Annotated in this window: 12 protein-coding genes; 6 read left to right on the forward strand and 6 right to left on the reverse strand. The window is 33.8% G+C overall.

What is annotated here, in order from left to right:
• The first annotated feature begins 26 nt into the window (after positions 1-26).
• Positions 27-1304, forward strand: coding sequence for an MFS transporter (locus tag MG292_RS07205; RefSeq protein WP_264533397.1), 1278 nt, complete (start codon positions 27-29; stop codon positions 1302-1304).
• Between the two features lie 4 nt (positions 1305-1308).
• Here MG292_RS07205 and MG292_RS07210 read toward each other — a convergent pair whose 3' ends face one another.
• Positions 1309-4524: a T9SS type B sorting domain-containing protein gene (locus tag MG292_RS07210; RefSeq protein ID WP_264533396.1), complete on the reverse strand. Its 3216-nt coding sequence runs from the start codon at positions 4522-4524 to the stop codon at positions 1309-1311.
• Between the two features lie 116 nt (positions 4525-4640).
• On the opposite strand from MG292_RS07210, the gene MG292_RS07215 reads away from it, so the two are divergent.
• The 5 genes from MG292_RS07215 (at position 4641) to MG292_RS07235 (ending at position 11874) form a co-directional block, all read left to right on the forward strand.
• Positions 4641-6839: a B12-binding domain-containing radical SAM protein gene (locus MG292_RS07215; protein ID WP_264533395.1), complete on the forward strand. Its 2199-nt coding sequence runs from the start codon at positions 4641-4643 to the stop codon at positions 6837-6839.
• A gap of 110 nt (positions 6840-6949) precedes the next feature.
• Entirely contained in the window at positions 6950-7435 is a 486-nt protein-coding gene (locus MG292_RS07220; protein WP_264533394.1) for an acyl-CoA carboxylase biotin carboxyl carrier protein subunit, read from the forward strand.
• Between the two features lie 3 nt (positions 7436-7438).
• Positions 7439-8881, forward strand: a complete 1443-nt coding sequence (accC, locus tag MG292_RS07225) for an acetyl-CoA carboxylase biotin carboxylase subunit (protein ID WP_264533393.1) — start codon at positions 7439-7441, stop codon at positions 8879-8881.
• Between the two features lie 3 nt (positions 8882-8884).
• On the forward strand, positions 8885-10426 hold the full coding sequence (locus MG292_RS07230) for an acyl-CoA carboxylase subunit beta (RefSeq protein WP_264533392.1): 1542 nt from the start codon (positions 8885-8887) through the stop codon (positions 10424-10426).
• Between the two features lie 458 nt (positions 10427-10884).
• Entirely contained in the window at positions 10885-11874 is a 990-nt protein-coding gene (locus MG292_RS07235) for a porin (protein ID WP_264533391.1), read from the forward strand.
• 129 nt (positions 11875-12003) lie between these two features.
• Here the strand turns inward: MG292_RS07235 and MG292_RS07240 are convergent, their stop codons facing one another.
• From MG292_RS07240 to MG292_RS07260, 5 genes are all read right to left on the reverse strand, one after another.
• The gene (locus tag MG292_RS07240) at positions 12004-12807 is read right to left on the reverse strand and encodes an N-acetylmuramoyl-L-alanine amidase (RefSeq protein WP_264533390.1); all 804 of its coding nucleotides are present in this window, start codon (positions 12805-12807) and stop codon (positions 12004-12006) included.
• Positions 12808-12821: 14 nt separating this feature from the next.
• Entirely contained in the window at positions 12822-13328 is a 507-nt protein-coding gene (locus MG292_RS07245; protein WP_264533389.1) for a hypothetical protein, read from the reverse strand.
• A gap of 43 nt (positions 13329-13371) precedes the next feature.
• Complete coding sequence (gene rimO, locus MG292_RS07250; RefSeq protein WP_264533388.1) at positions 13372-14685, reverse strand: 30S ribosomal protein S12 methylthiotransferase RimO; 1314 nt, start codon at positions 14683-14685, stop codon at positions 13372-13374.
• 206 nt (positions 14686-14891) lie between these two features.
• Positions 14892-16394, reverse strand: a complete 1503-nt coding sequence (locus tag MG292_RS07255) for an OmpP1/FadL family transporter (RefSeq protein WP_264533387.1) — start codon at positions 16392-16394, stop codon at positions 14892-14894.
• A gap of 56 nt (positions 16395-16450) precedes the next feature.
• Positions 16451-17410 carry a hypothetical protein gene (locus tag MG292_RS07260; protein ID WP_264533386.1) on the reverse strand — a complete coding sequence of 320 codons (960 nt, stop codon included), beginning with the start codon at positions 17408-17410 and terminating at the stop codon, positions 16451-16453.
• Positions 17411-17470 lie beyond the last annotated feature (60 nt).

The raw sequence follows: 17470 nt of genomic DNA on the forward strand, positions 1-17470 counted from the left end.
GAAAACATATTAATACCCCAAAATAAATGAACACAACACCACAATCTGAGAATTCCTTACAACACGTACTCTTCGGGAGCTTAATTGGAACTACGATTGAGTTTTTTGATTTTTATATTTATGCTAATGCAGCAGTATTAGTGTTTCCACAACTTTTCTTTCCTGGAACGGATAAAACGACTTCGGTTTTACAATCGTTAGCGACTTTTTCGATTGCTTTTTTTGCTCGTCCTATTGGGTCTGCTGTTTTTGGGCATTACGGAGATAAAATTGGTCGCAAAACAACCTTGGTAGTTGCTTTGTTAACTATGGGATTCTCTACAGTTTGTATTGGATTTTTGCCAAGTTATGCAAGTGTTGGAATTATTGCTCCTATATTATTAATGATGTGTCGTTTTGGACAAGGTGTCGGACTTGGAGGCGAGTGGGGCGGAGCGGTGTTGTTAGCGATCGAAAATGCACCAGCTCATAAGCGCGCCTGGTTCGGGATGTTTCCGCAATTGGGTGCACCAATAGGGTTGTTGCTTTCAGGAGGTACATTTTTGATTTTAACTAATTCACTAAATCCTGAAGATTTTATGGGATATGGATGGAGAATTCCATTTATAGCAAGTTCTTTATTGGTTTTGGTTGGATTTTATATTCGTTTAAAAATTACAGAAACCACTGCTTTTGAAAATGCAAAACAAGAGCAGAAAGAAGTTAAAATACCTTTTGTGACTTTATTGAAATCATATCGAAAAGAATTATTATTTGGAACTTTTGCGGCTGTAACTACTTTTGTGGTTTTTTATTTAATGACAGTATTTATGCTAAATTGGAATACAAAAGAATTGAAATTCTCTAACAAAGAAGCCCTTTTAATGCAATTGTTTTCAGTATTGTTTTTTGCGGCATTTATTCCAATTTCGGCAGTAATTGCAGATAAAATTGGACGTAGAAAAATGTTGATTTACGCTTCGTTAGCTATTGCTATTTTTGGTTTGTTCTTTTCTGCATTTTTGAACTCTGGAAGCACTATTTTAGTGACGTTCTTTTTGTGTTTGGGAATGGCATTAATGGGATTCACATACGGTCCAATAGGTACTTTTCTTTCCGAATTGTTTCCTACAACGGTTCGTTATTCGGGAGCTTCATTAACATTCAATTTGGCAGGAATTATAGGCGCAGCATTTGCTCCAATGATTGCTATTTGGATTGCTGCTAATTATGGTTTAACCTTTGTGGGTTATTATCTTTCAGCAGCCGCTTTGATTTCGGTAATTTCTCTTTTGGTGATCAGCAAAAAAGAACATCAGTTTTAAATTTTTATCTTTTCAAACTAAAATGGCCTTTATATTCTGAATTTGTACTAGGGCGAATTACTGTAAACCAATAATCATCAGCAGGGAGTTGATTTCCTATATAAGTTCCGTCCCAAGAATTATTTTGACTCAATTCTTTGATCAGTTTACCATAACGGTCAAATATCTTTATAATAATATCATTTTCATTATCTGAAAATTTAATTTTCCAAGTATCATTGAATCCATCTCCGTTTGGAGTGAAAAATTTGGGATACATCAATAGGTAAACTTCATCGGTAACTGTTCCACAGCCGTTTTTGTCTCTTACAGATACCGTATATTTTCCATTAACTAAATTAAAAAATTCATTGTTGTTTTGATATTGAATTCCATCTAACGAATACTCATAATCACCTGTGCCTGTTGTGTAAACGATAATGTTATTATTACTATCTGTCCAATCTTTAGTTTCAATAGAAGTAATTTTAGCTATAGTTGATTTTTTTACACTAAAATTTTTAGTAGCTGAACAAGAAATAGTGCTATAATCTTTAGAAACTAAAACACTATAATCTCCAGGATTGGCTATTATAACAGAAGGAGAAGTAGCACCAGTTGACCAAAGGTAGTTGGTGAAATTAGTTCCTGCATTGATAGTGATTGAACTATTTTCACATATAGGCACCAAGTCATTAATCAAGATGTTAGGTTTTGAAAAAAGAGATAATTTTAGTTCCGCAATTGCATAGCAGGGTGTGTTTGAATTGATACGAACATAAATTTTATTTTCACCAAGTGTTATGGTGTAATTATTAGGGTTGGTTATTCTCGCAGTAGATAATTCATTTTCTGCTCCTGACAAAGTAGTATAATAATTGAAACTATAGTCGTTTGGATTGACAATTAGATTGGAATTATAGTCATTAAGATTAATAAGTTCAGTAGTATCATTTGAGTTGTCACAAAATGAATTTTCAAAATCTGTTGCCAAAAACGGGTTAATAATAAAAATAGAAATAGGGAGCTTTGAATTACTTTCACAATTATTAATGGTTTGTGTTGCATAATACAATTGGTTGTTTTGTAAAGGAGTAGAATTAATTAAATTATTTCCATTTATATCATACCATTTTATACTTGTACCAAAGATTGAAATTGAAGATAAAGTAGCATTTTGACTGGCACAAAAATTTTGATTTGAATCTGCAGAAGGAGTAGCAGTAGTTTGAATATTGATTCGCACAGGTATTCTGTCACTTTCGCATCCATTAATGGTTTGTGAGGCGTAATAGGTTGTCTCGTTTTGCAATAAAGTGGTGTTGTTTAAATAATTTCCATTAGTCAAGGCATCATACCATTTTATATTTTGACCAGTAATACTGATATTATTTAAAGTAGCATTTTGTTGAATACAGAAATTTTGAGGGGATGAAACTGAGGTAATAGATTGGTTTGAAATATTTACTATTTGGTTTTGAGTCGCACTGTTATTATTAGAGTCAGTGTATTTCCATACAATTGTATGTGTTCCTTGAGAAAGATTAGTGATTGAATTAGAAGTAGTAGCTGTAATTAAGCCATCACAAGAATCTGTTGCAAAAGGAATTGGTATTGTAGTGCTACAATCACCATTTATAGTTGGTAATGTTGTGATGTTGGGCACGGGTGGAGTAGTATCACCTATAACAACATCTGTGGTTAGTGTGCCATTACAATCTCCAGTTCCTGTTATAGCACAACTGTATTGACCACTATTAGCTATAGATGTATTAGGAATTACAGGGTTTTGAAGTGTAGAACTAAAACCATTGGGTCCAGTCCAATTGTAATTAGTTCCTCCGCTGGCTTTGAGTTCAAGGGTGTTTCTACTGCATAAAGGAGAGTTGCTTGAAATTGTTAAATTTTGATCACATTTGCCAATTTTAACTATCCAAAAATCACGTTGTCCATTTGTGTCTACAGTTTTATTACCTGAAATTCCTGATTGTGACCAACCTGAAACAACAATTGCACCGGAATTGTCTTCTAAAATGGCATGAATTTGATCTATATTATTCCCTCCGATAGTTTTGTCCCATTCAAAATTTCCTAATTCGTTAAGTTTAACGACCCAATAATCGCTATCTCCAAATCCGTTTTCAGTTTTGTTTCCTGAAATATTAGAATATGATACTAAAGCAATTAAGTAACCACCATTTTTAGTTTGTCTGATAGCTGATAATGTATCAGTGTCATTTCCTCCAATGTCTTTTTGCCAAATAATGGCACCATTTGCACTTATCTTAATAATCCATCCATCAACTACAGCAGCGTTTTCGGTTTTTTCTCCAGAAATACCAGAACCCGAAGTAGCTCCTAGAATATAATTATTATCAAGTGTTGCTTTTATGCACGATAAATTATCTCCATTGTTTCCTCCTATTGTTTTTTGCCAAATGATACTACCAGAATCATTAATTTTTAATATCCATAAATCCTGAGCACCTCTTGAATTTTCTGATTTGTCACCAGATATATTAGAATCTGAACTGCCTGCTAAAACATATCCTCCATCAATTCCTTTAATGACATTTGTTAATTCATCCGATCCATTTCCTCCATAAGTTCTATTCCATTCTATAGTTCCAGAACTATTGATTTTGATTATCCAAAAATCTTTAGATCCTTTTGAGTTTTCCGTTTTTTCACCTGAAATGTTAGATTCTGATGTGCCTCCCAAAAGATACCCCCCATCGTCTGTTACAATTATGCTGTTTAATCTGTCACTACTATTTCCACCATATGTTTTTTGCCAAACAATATTTCTGTTAGAATCAAGTTTGATGACCCAATAATCATCATAACCTCTAGAGGCTTCAGTTTTATCTCCATTATTCCCAGAAGAACTATATCCGGCTACAATATACCCTCCATCTGAAGTTTGTTGTGTAGAAGTTAAATGATCAAAATCATTACCTCCAAAAGATTTTTCCCAAATAATACTTCCATTAGATTTGTCAATTTTGATAATCCAATAGTCTCCATCACCTTTAGAATTAGTAGATTTATCACCTGAAATGTTAGATTCAGAGTATCCTCCTAATAAGTAGTTGTCATCATTTGTTAATTCTATTACATCATTCCACTCTACTTTACTTCCGCCAAGAGATTTTTGCCATTGAATAGTTTGTGATTGAATCGTATTGATGTATAAATTAAATACTACAGCGAATAGTAAAAAGAAATGTTTTTTTAGCATTAATTCTTGTTGGATTTAGGATTTCTAAATTCAAATCTAATAAAATATAATTGAATATGTTAATATAGATTTAATAATAAATAACTCTTACTTTTGTTTTCAAAATCAAATAATTTTTGAAAACAAAACTATTCCTTGTTACGCCACCGTTTACACAACTGAATACTCCGTATCCAGCAACGGCTTATATTAAAGGTTTTTTGAATACCAAAAATATAGCGTCAGAACAAGCCGATTTAGGGATAGAAGTCATTTTGGCTTTGTTTTCTAAAAAAGGATTACAAGATTTGTTTCAAGTCTCCAGTTCTAAATTTCAAGAGGAAATTTTTTCTGAAAATGCACAACGTATTTTTGCGCTTCAAGACGAATATATTAAAACGATTGATTCGGTTATTGCTTTTTTACAAGGAAAGAATCCTACCTTGGCTTTGTCAATTTGTCAAGAAGATTTTTTGCCAGAGGCGTCTCGATTTGAGCAATTGGAAGAATTGGATTGGGCTTTCGGTACTATGGGGACACATGATAAAGCAAAGCATTTGGCTACCTTGTATCTTGAAGATATTTCGGATTTTATTGTAGAATGTGTTGATCCTAATTTTGGATTTAGTCGTTACGCCGAACGTTTAGGTAGAAGCGCTAATTCATTTGATGAATTGTACGAAGCCTTACAAAATCAACCTACTTATATTGATAACATTTTGCTTTCGATTTTGAAAGTAAAATTAGAAACCATCCAACCTACGGTATTTTTAGTTTCAGTTCCTTTTCCAGGGAATTTGTATGCCGCTTTTCGTACTGCTCAATGGGTTAAAGAAAATTATCCTAAAATTAAAATTTTGATGGGTGGTGGTTTTGCCAATACCGAATTGCGTTCCCTTTCAGACGAACGAGTTTTTGAGTTTTTTGACTTTATTTCCTTAGATGACGGCGAATTGCCGATTGAATTGATTCTAGAAAATTTAGAATCCAGAACGAATACCGAATTCAAACGCACTTTTTTGTTGGAAAATGGCAAAGTGGTGTATAAAAATAATTCCCCTCGACACGATTACAAACAATCACAAGTAGGAACACCTGATTATTCAGATTTACTGTTGGATAAATACATTTCGGTAATTGAAATCGTGAATCCGATGCATCGCATGTGGAGTGATGGACGTTGGAATAAATTGACCATGGCACACGGTTGTTATTGGGGAAAATGCACTTTTTGCGACATCTCTTTGGACTATATTAAAGTGTACGAACCTATCGCCGCCGGAATTTTGTGTGACCGAATGGAAGAAATGATGGCTCAAACAGGCCAAACAGGCTTTCATTTTGTAGACGAAGCTGCTCCTCCAGCCTTAATGCGTGAACTAGCATTAGAAATCTTGCGCCGTAAATTAGCAGTGACTTGGTGGACGAATATTCGTTTTGAGAAAAGCTTTACCAAGGATTTGTGTTTGTTGCTAAAAGCTTCGGGTTGTATTGCCGTTTCAGGAGGACTCGAAGTGGCTTCCGACAGATTGTTGCAATTAATTGATAAAGGTGTAACAGTGGAACAAGTCGCGAAAGTAACGCGCAATTTTACCGAAGCGGGAGTAATGGTTCATGCTTATTTAATGTATGGCTATCCCACACAAACCATTCAGGAAACGGTGGATAGTTTAGAAATGGTCCGCCAATTATTTGAAGCTGGCGTATTACAATCGGGATTTTGGCACCAATTTGCTATGACAGCTCACAGTCCGGTAGGGATGTATCCAGAAAAATTTGGTGTTACTAAGGACTCAAACACAGTTGGGACTTTTGCTAACAACGATCTTGCTTACAATGATAGTACAGGTATAGATCATGAACAATTTAGTTTCGGCTTAAAAAAATCATTATTCAATTTTATGCATGGTATCTGTTTGGATTACGATTTGCAAGATTGGTTTGACTTTAAAATTCCTAAAACTACCATTCGACCTGATTTTATTTATGATGCTTTAGAAGAAGAAACTAATTTCTATAGTAAGCCCAATGCTAAAATAGTTTGGTTAGGTGGAAAACCGACTGTAAGTAGTTTTACAAAAACTAAAAAAGGAAACTCTTGGGAAATAATGCAATTAACATTTCACGATAAAAAAGAAAAGTTTACTATTCAAATCAACCAAAAAGAGGGAGAATGGTTTGTGAAAATCTTAGATGTGATTTCAGTTTCCAATTCAAAAACGACTCCAATGCAAGAACTTAAAGCTGATTATGAAAAAGAATTCAATGATTTTGAATTGTTTTGGTTTTCAAAACCGATATGTTCTTTAAAAGCATTAGGATTGTTAGTCTTGTAGTATTTTTACTTTTTTTATAAAAACTATATTAATTTAGCAAAGATACTTGAAAGAATCTAAATAAAATTTAGATAAATAAATACATTTACAACCAATAAAAAAATATACCTATGAGTATTGGTTATAAAGTAAATGTAAACGACACTTTCCATTTTGATATGGATTCTAAAAGTGTTTCACAATTCGATGCGGTAAGTGTGGGATCGAATCAATTTCACATTTTAAATGAAAACACTTCTTATAAAGCTTCTGTTGTTGAAGCTGATTTTCATCAAAAAAGATATACCGTTTTGGTTAATGGGAATAGTTACACTGTTGCTATTTCAAATCCTTTGGATATTTTAATTAAAGAAATGGGATTTGAAACGGGACAGACTAAACAAGTCAATGCTATCAAAGCGCCAATGCCAGGATTGATTCTTGAAATTAGCGTTTCGATAGGGCAAGAAGTGAAAGAAAATGATAATTTGATTATTCTTGGTGCCATGAAAATGGAAAACAGTTTTCTTTCACCACGCGATGGTGTGATTAAAACTATTTCGGTGGCTGTTGGCGATGCTGTGGATAAAGGACAATTATTAATTGAATTCGAGTAAATTATGAAGAAAATAGTAGTTGCCAATAGAGGTGAAATAGCCATTCGAGTAATGAAAACAGCTCGAAAAATGGGAATAAAAACAGTAGCGGTGTATTCAACAATTGATAGAAATGCCCCTCATGTAAAATTTGCAGATGAAGCAGTTTGTATAGGAGAAGCACCTTCAAGCCAGTCCTATTTACAAGGAAGTAAAATAATAGAGGTTGCAAAATCGTTAGGAGCAGATGCGATTCATCCAGGATATGGTTTCTTGAGTGAAAACGCTGATTTTGCCGAAGAAGCTGAAAAAAATAATATCATTTTCATTGGTCCAAAATCCAAAGCCATTAAAATAATGGGAAGTAAGTTAGCGGCTAAAGACGCAGTGAAACAATACAATATTCCCATGGTTCCTGGTTATGATGAAGCGATTACTGATATTGAAAAAGCAAAAGAAGTGGCTACTTCAATTGGTTTTCCAATTTTAATTAAAGCTTCGGCTGGAGGTGGAGGAAAAGGAATGCGTGTGGTAGAGAAAGAAGCTGATTTTGAATCGCAAATGGACAGAGCAATTAGTGAAGCCGTTGCGGCTTTTGGAGATGGTTCTGTTTTTATTGAAAAATACGTAGCTTCTCCAAGACATATAGAAATTCAAGTAATGGCCGATAGTCACGGGAATATTCTTTATCTTTTTGAAAGAGAGTGTAGTGTTCAAAGACGTCATCAGAAAGTAATAGAAGAAGCGCCTTCCTCAGTACTAACACCTGAATTGCGTAAGCAAATGGGAGAAGCGGCTGTATTAGTAGCTAAATCATGTGATTATTTAGGAGCAGGAACCGTTGAGTTTTTATTAGACGAAAATAATAATTTCTATTTCTTAGAAATGAATACTCGTTTACAAGTAGAACATCCTGTAACTGAAATTATTTCAGGTGTAGACTTGGTTGAAATGCAAATTCAAGTGGCTCGTGGTGAAGTATTATCTATTAAACAAGAAGATTTAAAAATAAAAGGTCATGCTGTTGAATTACGTGTATATGCCGAAGACCCTTTGAATGATTTCTTACCAAGCGTGGGGCATTTGGATGTATATCAGCTGCCGGTTGGAGAAGGAATTCGAGTTGATAATGGTTTTGAGCAAGGAATGGATATTCCAATTTATTACGATCCGATGTTGTCTAAATTGATTGCTTATGGGGCAACACGTGAAGAAGCAATTCAAACCATGATTCAGGCAATTGATAATTATAAGGTAGAAGGTGTTTCAACCACTTTGCCTTTTGGAAAATTTGTTTTTGAACATGAGGCATTTCGTTCAGGAAACTTCGATACGCATTTTGTAAAAAAATATTACAGCGTTGAAAAGCTAAAAGAGCAAACCCTAAAAGAAGCTCAAATCGCTGCTATGGTAGCGTTACAACAGTATTTTAAAGATCAAAAAATCGTACGCTTACCAATTCAATAAAGTATGGAATCAAAAATAAAAATAGTACAAGATAAAATTGCTGAAGCTCATTTGGGTGGAGGAAAGAATAGAATTGCAAAACAACATTCGAATAAAAAGTTAACTGCTAGAGAACGTATTGATTATTTGTTGGACGAAGGTACGTTTGAAGAAATCGGGATGTTGGTTACACATAGAACAACCGATTTTGGTATCGAAAATGAAGTGTATTTGGGAGATGGAGTTGTTACGGGTTATGGGAATATTAATGGGAGATTAGTCTATGTTTTTGCACAAGATTTTACCGTTTTTGGGGGGTCATTGTCTGAAACTCATGCAGAGAAAATATGTAAAGTAATGGACATGGCACTAAAAGTAGGTGCCCCAATGATTGGGTTGAATGATTCAGGAGGTGCTCGTATTCAAGAAGGAGTTCGTTCTCTTGGAGGCTATGCTGATATCTTTTATAGAAACGTTCAAGCTTCGGGAGTAATTCCGCAAATATCAGCTATTATGGGGCCTTGTGCCGGAGGAGCGGTGTATTCACCAGCTATGACCGATTTTACGATGATGGTGGAAGATACGAGCTATATGTTTGTTACCGGGCCTAATGTGGTTAAAACAGTAACTAATGAAACCGTAACTTCCGAAGAATTAGGAGGAGCAAGTACTCATTCTACTAAGTCAGGAGTGGCTCATTGCACTTCGGCTAATGATGTGGAATGTTTGGAAGATATAAAGCGTTTGTTGAGCTATTTGCCCCAATCCAATAAAGAAAAGCCTAAAAATTTGTCTTACATACTTAATGATGAAATAAGAGAGAAATTAGGGGCTATAATTCCAGATAATCCTAACAAGCCGTACGATATGCACGAAGTGATTTCAGGTATTATTGACGAAGATTCATTTTTTGAAATCCATAAGAATTACGCAGAAAACATTATTGTAGGTTTTTCAAGAATAGGTGGGCGTAGTGTTGGTATTATTGCTAATCAGCCTATGATTTTAGCGGGTGTATTGGATGTAAATTCATCGATCAAGGCAGCACGATTCACGCGTTTTTGCGATTGTTTTAACATTCCGTTACTAGTAGTGGTTGATGTGCCAGGTTTTTTGCCAGGAACAGACCAAGAATGGAATGGAATCATTGTGCATGGGGCTAAATTGTTGTACGCTTTAAGTGAGGCTACGGTACCAAGAGTAACCGTAATTACACGAAAAGCCTATGGAGGTGCTTATGATGTGATGAACTCTAAACACATTGGTGCCGATATGAATTTTGCATGGCCATCTGCCGAAATTGCAGTTATGGGTGCAAAAGGAGCGAGTGAAATTATCTTTAAAAAAGAAATTAGTGAAGCTCCGGATCCTGCTGCCAAATTATTAGAAAAAGAAGCTGAATATGCCGATTTGTTTGCAAATCCATATACAGCTGCACAACGTGGGTTTGTAGATGAGGTAATCTTACCACAAGATACTCGTAAAAAAATCATCAAAGCATTTAGCATGTTAGAAAACAAAGCGAGCATAACTCCAAATCGTAAACACGGTAATATTCCTTTATAAATAGTTATTATTATAAATTTTAAAACCACTTTTAATGAGGTGGTTTTTTTGTAGTGGTATGATTTAAATAATTACATACCCCAAAAAAATAGGGGGTAATTGTATTATTATGTTATAATATTGGTTTAAAATACTTGTTTTTTTGTTGTAAAAATATAATTAAGTAAAAAAAATAGGGGGTTGTCGTTATTTTTTAATTATAAACACCTTAATTTAATAGTGTTTTAAATTGTAAATTTATATTTTTTGCGAATTTTATTTTGAATTTGATAAAAATGCTTATACTGTTGAATATAATTTATCATTTTATCTTTTTAATTGATAAAAGTTGATAGTTTTGCTTCAGAAACAAAAAATAATTCAGTTGTTATTTGAGAGAGATAAATTATATGATTTCGATACACTGAATAATTTCAATTTCTTAAAATAAACTAATAGTAAATTAAAATTAATTCGACATGAAAAAAGTAATTACCATCTTCGCTTTGGTACTATCAAGTACATTTGCCTTTGCTCAAGACACCCCGTTAGAAATTTCAGGATCTGCTGATGCGTATTGGAAATACGATTTTGCAAAAACAGCTAATATTCCAACAAGTTTTGCTACAGATCAAAATTCATTATCCTTAGGTATGATTGATGTAGTCTTAAAGAAAAAAACTGGAAAGACTTCATTTGTTGGTGAAGTGTCTTTTGGGCCTAGAGGAGCAGGACAATCTATTCCTGATGTAAATGGTCAATCATTTCATATTCAAAATTTGTATGCAACTTATGCCGCATCGGATAAATTAAGTTTAACAGCAGGATATATGGGAACATTTATAGGATATGAAGTAATTTCACCTCTCGGAAACTTCCATTATTCAACGTCTTATTTGTTTACTAATGGGCCATTTCAAAATGCTGGGATAAAAGCTAATTATGTTGTATCTAGTAAAGTAAGTTTGATGGCGGGATTATTTAATGATCAATGGAACACATATCAAGCTACTCCTAAATTTGGTTTAAATGCTTTTGGAGCTCAATTAGCAGTTACTCCAGCCGAAGGATTTACAGCGTACATTAATTTACTAACAGGCTCTGAAAGTGGAACAATTGTCGATTTAACTACTGCGTATCAAGTATCTCCTAAATTTAAATTAGGGTTAAATGCAGCTGATTTTTCTGGTGTAACAAGCGGAACTGGTTATACAGGTGTAGCAATTTATCCATCTGTTGCTATATCTGATTCTTTTGGATTGGGATTACGTGCAGAATCGTTTAAATCTAAGACTACAGACATTTCGGTTTCAGCCTTTACGTTGTCAGCTAATTTGAAATCAGGAGGATTAACATTTATTCCAGAAATACGATTGGATAATGCATCGGAAGATAGTTTCTATACTTCTAATGGTAATCCAACAAAATCAGCTTCTCAATTTGCATTGGCAATGGTGTACGGTTTTTAATTACTAAGTTGTGTTGTGTTGTTTCTGACTTATTTCAAGAGACAATGGTGTTTTAAATAGTAGGAGAACTGCTCAAAGGCTATGGTAATAGTTTTTGGGCAGTTTTTTTATATATAGTTATAGAATAAGTTATTGTTTTTTATAGATGCAGTAAATTGTGTTTATTGTTTTAGGATCTAATATATCGTTCACTTCTGTTTGGATATAGTGAAGTTTAAATGCTTTGATAGCAGAAGAAAGGTTTCGGGTATCGTATCCAATAATACGTAAACCTTGTTCAATATTAAAATCTTGTGGCGCTTCTTTTATTTCATTATCTGACCAAACTCCAAATCCTGAATCGGCTAAGAGTTTCCAGGGGAATAAAACACTTGGGTCTGATTTTCTTGTAGGAGCAATATCTGAATGAGCAATTATATTTTGAGTTGGTATGTTGTATTCTTTTTTTAATCTGGAAAGAAGAGCTAGTAAGCTGTTAATTTGGTTGTCTGAAAAAGGTTCAGTACCGTTATTATCTAGTTCTATTCCGATGGAAGTTGAATTAATATCTGTGTTTTTTCCCCAACTTGCATTTCCTCCATGCCAAGCTCTTAAATAATCATTTAGCATTTGAACCACTTTTCCATCATCACTAATTACGTAATGAGCACTTACCTGCGTTTTTGGTAATGTGAATGTTCTAATGGTTTGTTGAAGTGAATCCTGTGCTGTATGATGAATAATGATAAAGTTGGGTTTGCGAAGATTAAAATTAACAGTACTAATCCATTCAGGATTAATTCCGTTTTCTAGCGGGGTCGTTTTTTTTGAGGAAAGCTTCTTTTGAAAACCCCGTAATTGACTTTTGTATGATTTTTCACTTGATCGAAACGGATGGGTACCGCATGAAGAAATAATTGTAATTACAAAAAAATATAGCAAATATTTTTTCATGGCTTTTTTTGAACTTAATTGGAATCAGTAGTTGCGTCTTTCTTTTTTTTCTTTGATTTTTTTGGATTTTTTGCATCCTCTTGCATAGCCTTATACTTCTCTTTTTGAGTTTGGGTTAGCAGTTGTTTAATTTTAGAATCAGTAAGTTCTGATAGTGTTTGAATTTCTTTAATTTTATCATCTTGACTAATTTCTTGTTTCATTATTGCACCTTGAGACTTAATACTTTCAGTAAGTATATTTGCAACAGCAATTTCTTGTAGAGCATCTAATTGTAGTTCGGGTTTTAATTGTTCCATGATTTTACTAACAGTAACTTCAACAGGAATTTCTTTTGGTTTATCAGGATGTTGATTCATTCCGCCCATTCCGCCCATGGCACCCATTCTGCTGCCATAGCCTCCGTATCCTCCATAACCGCCATATCCTCCATATCCTCCATAACCACCATATTGAGCAAAAATTGAAGTGCAGCTAAAAAATAAAGCTATTATTAGAATGAGGGTGAATTTATTTTTCATAAAAAATTAATTTTGAATCAAATTTAACAAAAGAATTTAAACTTTATATGGGTTCACCATACAAATCAAATTCGGTTGCTTCGATGATTTTGATAGTGACAAACTCTCCTGTTTTTAGATAGTGTTGAGTAGCGTCAATTAGGACTTCATTGTCAACATCAGGGCTATCATATTCAGTACGACCAACAAAGTGTCCACCTTCTTTTCGGTCAATGATGCATTTGAAAGTTTGACCTACTTTTTCTTGGTTCAAATCCCAAGAAATTTGCGATTGCAATTCCATAATTTCATTCGCGCGTTCTTGTTTTACAGTATCTGGAACATCATCTTCCAATAGATAGGCCGAAGTATTTTCTTCATGTGAATAGGCAAAACATCCCATTCTGTCAAATTTCATTTCCTGAACAAATTCTTTTAAGATTTCAAAATCTTCTTTAGTTTCTCCAGGATAGCCAACAATCAAAGTAGTTCTGATAGCTATACCAGGAACTGCTGCTCTAAAATCTTTCAACAACTGAGTTGTTTTGGCTTGAGTCGTTCCCCGTTTCATAGATTTTAAAATAGAATCAGAAATGTGTTGCAACGGAATATCGATATAATTACAAATCTTTGGTTCACGCTTCATTACCTCTAAAACATCCATTGGAAATCCAGTAGGAAAGGCATAATGCAAACGAATCCATTCAATTCCTTCCACTTTTACTAGAGCTTCTAATAACTCGGCTAGATTTCTTTTTTTGTAAATGTCAAGGCCATAATATGTTAAGTCTTGGGCAATTAAAATCAATTCTTTCACTCCGTCTTTAGCTAAACCTTCGGCTTCTTTAACCAATTTTTCAATAGGTTGTGAAACGTGTTTTCCTCTCATTAACGGAATAGCACAAAAACTACAAGGTCTATCACAACCCTCAGCTATTTTTAAATAAGCATAATTTTTTGGCGTGGTAGTTAAACGTTCACCTAATAATTCATGCTTATAATCTGCCCCTAAAGCTTTTAAAAGTTGCGGTAATTCGGTGGTGCCAAAAAACTGATCTACATTCGGAATCTCTTTTTCTAAATCGGGTCTGTAACGTTCCGATAAACATCCGGTTACAAAAACTTTATCTACTAATCCACGTTCTTTTTTATCAGCATATTCTAAAATCATATTCACTGATTCCGCTTTTGCATTATCAATAAAACCACAGGTGTTAATTACAATAATGTTGCCTTCTTCAGCTTCAGGTGCTTCGTGTTCTACTTCTTTGCCGCTGGCACGAAGTTGCCCCATTAAAACTTCACTATCGTAGATGTTTTTAGAACATCCTAGGGTAATTACATTGATTTTATTTTTCTTTAAAGACTTCGTTCTCATAATAGTAGACTTTCAATAGTTGGAAAGGTGGGCAAAATTACATTTTTTATTTTTAGGAGCGCCAATATTTTCTTATTTATGGGGTTTTCTCCTTTTGTTCGTTATAATTTCCTCAGGATCGATCAGTAGGATTTTCACTACCATCGGGGATAAAAAAAACATCTTGTTTTTCAATACAAGATGTCTTTAATTTTAGTTTTATATTTTTATAGCTCAAACAAAAGTGTCAAAGTAACTGTACTTTTTTTGGTATTGATAGCTGCGCCATCAGTAAGTCCTTGCTCAAAGAAACCTTGTTTCGAATCTCTTTTGAAAGCAGCGTAAGACAAATCCAATTTGGTACCACCAAAATTATAGCCAATTCCTGTTGAAAAGCCTTTTAAGTCTCCAATTGTAGTCTTATTTTTGTATGGACTTTGTTCATAACGGTAACCACCTCTCAAACTCCACGCTTCAATTTTATACTCAGCTCCAATTCGCAATTCTTCTGCGTTAATTAGTAAACCGTTTAAGCTGTTGTTTAGGTCTCTAAAATAAGCGTCATTTGCTGGCTTAAATTGGGTGTTGTTGTAATCTTTTAAAGTGTAATCAATGCTAATTAATCCTTTTTTGCCAAAAATATAAGCCATACTTCCAGTCCATTTGCTTGGGGTTTGCAATTTGTATGGGTCGTAATAATTGGTGATGTTTGGATTGACTACATCAGGTGCTAATTCTCCGGTTGTGTTGGCACTAACAGCGATAAGCTTCTGAGTAAATTCATCACTTAAACGATACCAAGTAGGAGATTCGTATGCTAAGCCTAATCGTAATGAATTGGTAATTTTAGCGATGGCACCTAATTGAAAAGATAATCCAGTTCCGTAAGTATATAACTCGTTGTCAAATTGAATTCTTGAAATCGTATAATTTGAGGTTAGGGGCGCATTGTTGTCTTCATAAAATCTTGCGAACTGTCTGAAGTCAACAAAATGAGTGTTTAAATTAAATCCTAAGTATATTTTATCTCTAAACGATGAAGATAAATTAAAAGATAATTTGCCATTGTAACCTTTGTTGTTAATAGTACTTTCATGATAATAGTTTCCGTTGTCAGCTACATTTGAAACATAGCTAGTATTGTTTGGAGTAGTACTACTAGGATTAAATACATAAGCCTGATATCCCAAAAAAGCTTGTTGAGCACCATGTCCAAGATCTCCATAATTAGAATTTTCTAATACACTTAAAGGAATGCCATTAGCATATGATAAGAAGTAACGATCAATAGAATGTGTTGGATTGGTTCCTGCAGAGAAAATAGAATTATTTAGATTATTAGTATTTTCATAGTTAATACCTATTGAGATTTTTTTCCAATCATTAGATGTTTGTTGGTTTTTAAAAACAAATACACCTCCCGCCTGATTGAGGTCTATAGAATGGTTTGTTTCTTTTGTTTTTTCTCCAAAATAATCAGAATTATTGGTGGTACCGTTTGAATTTAAAGTAAAACCTAGTTGATTGTTTGAGAAAATAGCGTAACCTGCGGGGTTAATATTGATAGAAGATAAATCTCCTCCTAAAGCTCCAAAAGCACCACTCAAAGCATTGAAACGGGCAGTTCCGTTGATATTACTTTGCGCATAACGTAAAGCGTCTCTAATTTCTTGTGCATGAAGATGGTAAAACGAAAGACTAACTAGTATAAGTAAGATATTTTTTTTCATAATCTATTCTAAGGTTTGAGATTTTTGATTTTTAAGTAAGGTGTGTTGCTAAAGATTTATCGGTTGCCTCTTCTTCCTCCTCCATAAGATCCACCTCCTCCATAAGATCCACCGCTAGAACGGCTATAATCTGAATCAGATGATCTTGAAGGAGTGTAGCTGTCACTACTGCTTGGGCTGTAAGATCTTGAAGGGGTATACGAATCGTTCTTACGATTTGGATTATAATTCCTGGCTGGGTTAGTATTACTATCGGATGATCTTGTTCTGTTAATGTTGTTATATAAAAAATTTGGGTTTTGAGTGTTGTTTGAGTTACTGCTAAATGAAGGTGTCGATCTTGTTGAGCGATAACTACCTCTATTTGAGTAATTTGCTGGGTTTTGAATAACTGTTCTTCCTATATAATTTCCTGAATAATTTGTGTTATTAGTATAATTAGAACCTCTTCTACTATTGTTGTAAGAGTAATTTGTTCCTCGGTACGAATGATGATATATTGGGTAATTCCAATATGTTGGAGAGTAATAGTATCCAAAATAATTAGGATAAACCCAACCGTAATATGAATAGTCCCAATAATTATATGGATAACCCCAATTAGAATAAGGATTTCTCCAACCATATCCGTAAAAAGGATATCCGAATGACATACCCCAATTGTTAAGGTAATAATTGATGGTTACATTTTTAGAATTACTACCCCAACTGGCGTAATTGGAATTATTTTGACGATTAATAGTGTCGTTATAGCTTGTATAACTATCAATGTCTGTGAAGATTGCAGTAGTATCATTACTGTCTTGTAATGAATTAAAATAATTTTGATACGCTGTTGCGGATTCATTAGAAATTATTCTTCTCTGAATTTTAGAATCAGTAGAGCCATAAATGCCATCTGTGTCATAATAAGAGCTATTTTGATACGAACTACAAGAAGTTATTACAAAAATGCTTAAAAAACCAATTATGGAATAAAGAGAGGGCTTTGGGAAAGAAATAAAATTAGTTTTCATATCTGTAGGTTTTTTTATTGTTGCACATTACAAAAATAGTTAGTTTTGCCAAACTATTTA

The sequence above is a fragment of the Flavobacterium keumense genome, from assembly GCF_029866485.1.
In the GTDB taxonomy this organism is placed as follows: Bacteria; Bacteroidota; Bacteroidia; order Flavobacteriales; family Flavobacteriaceae; genus Flavobacterium; species Flavobacterium keumense.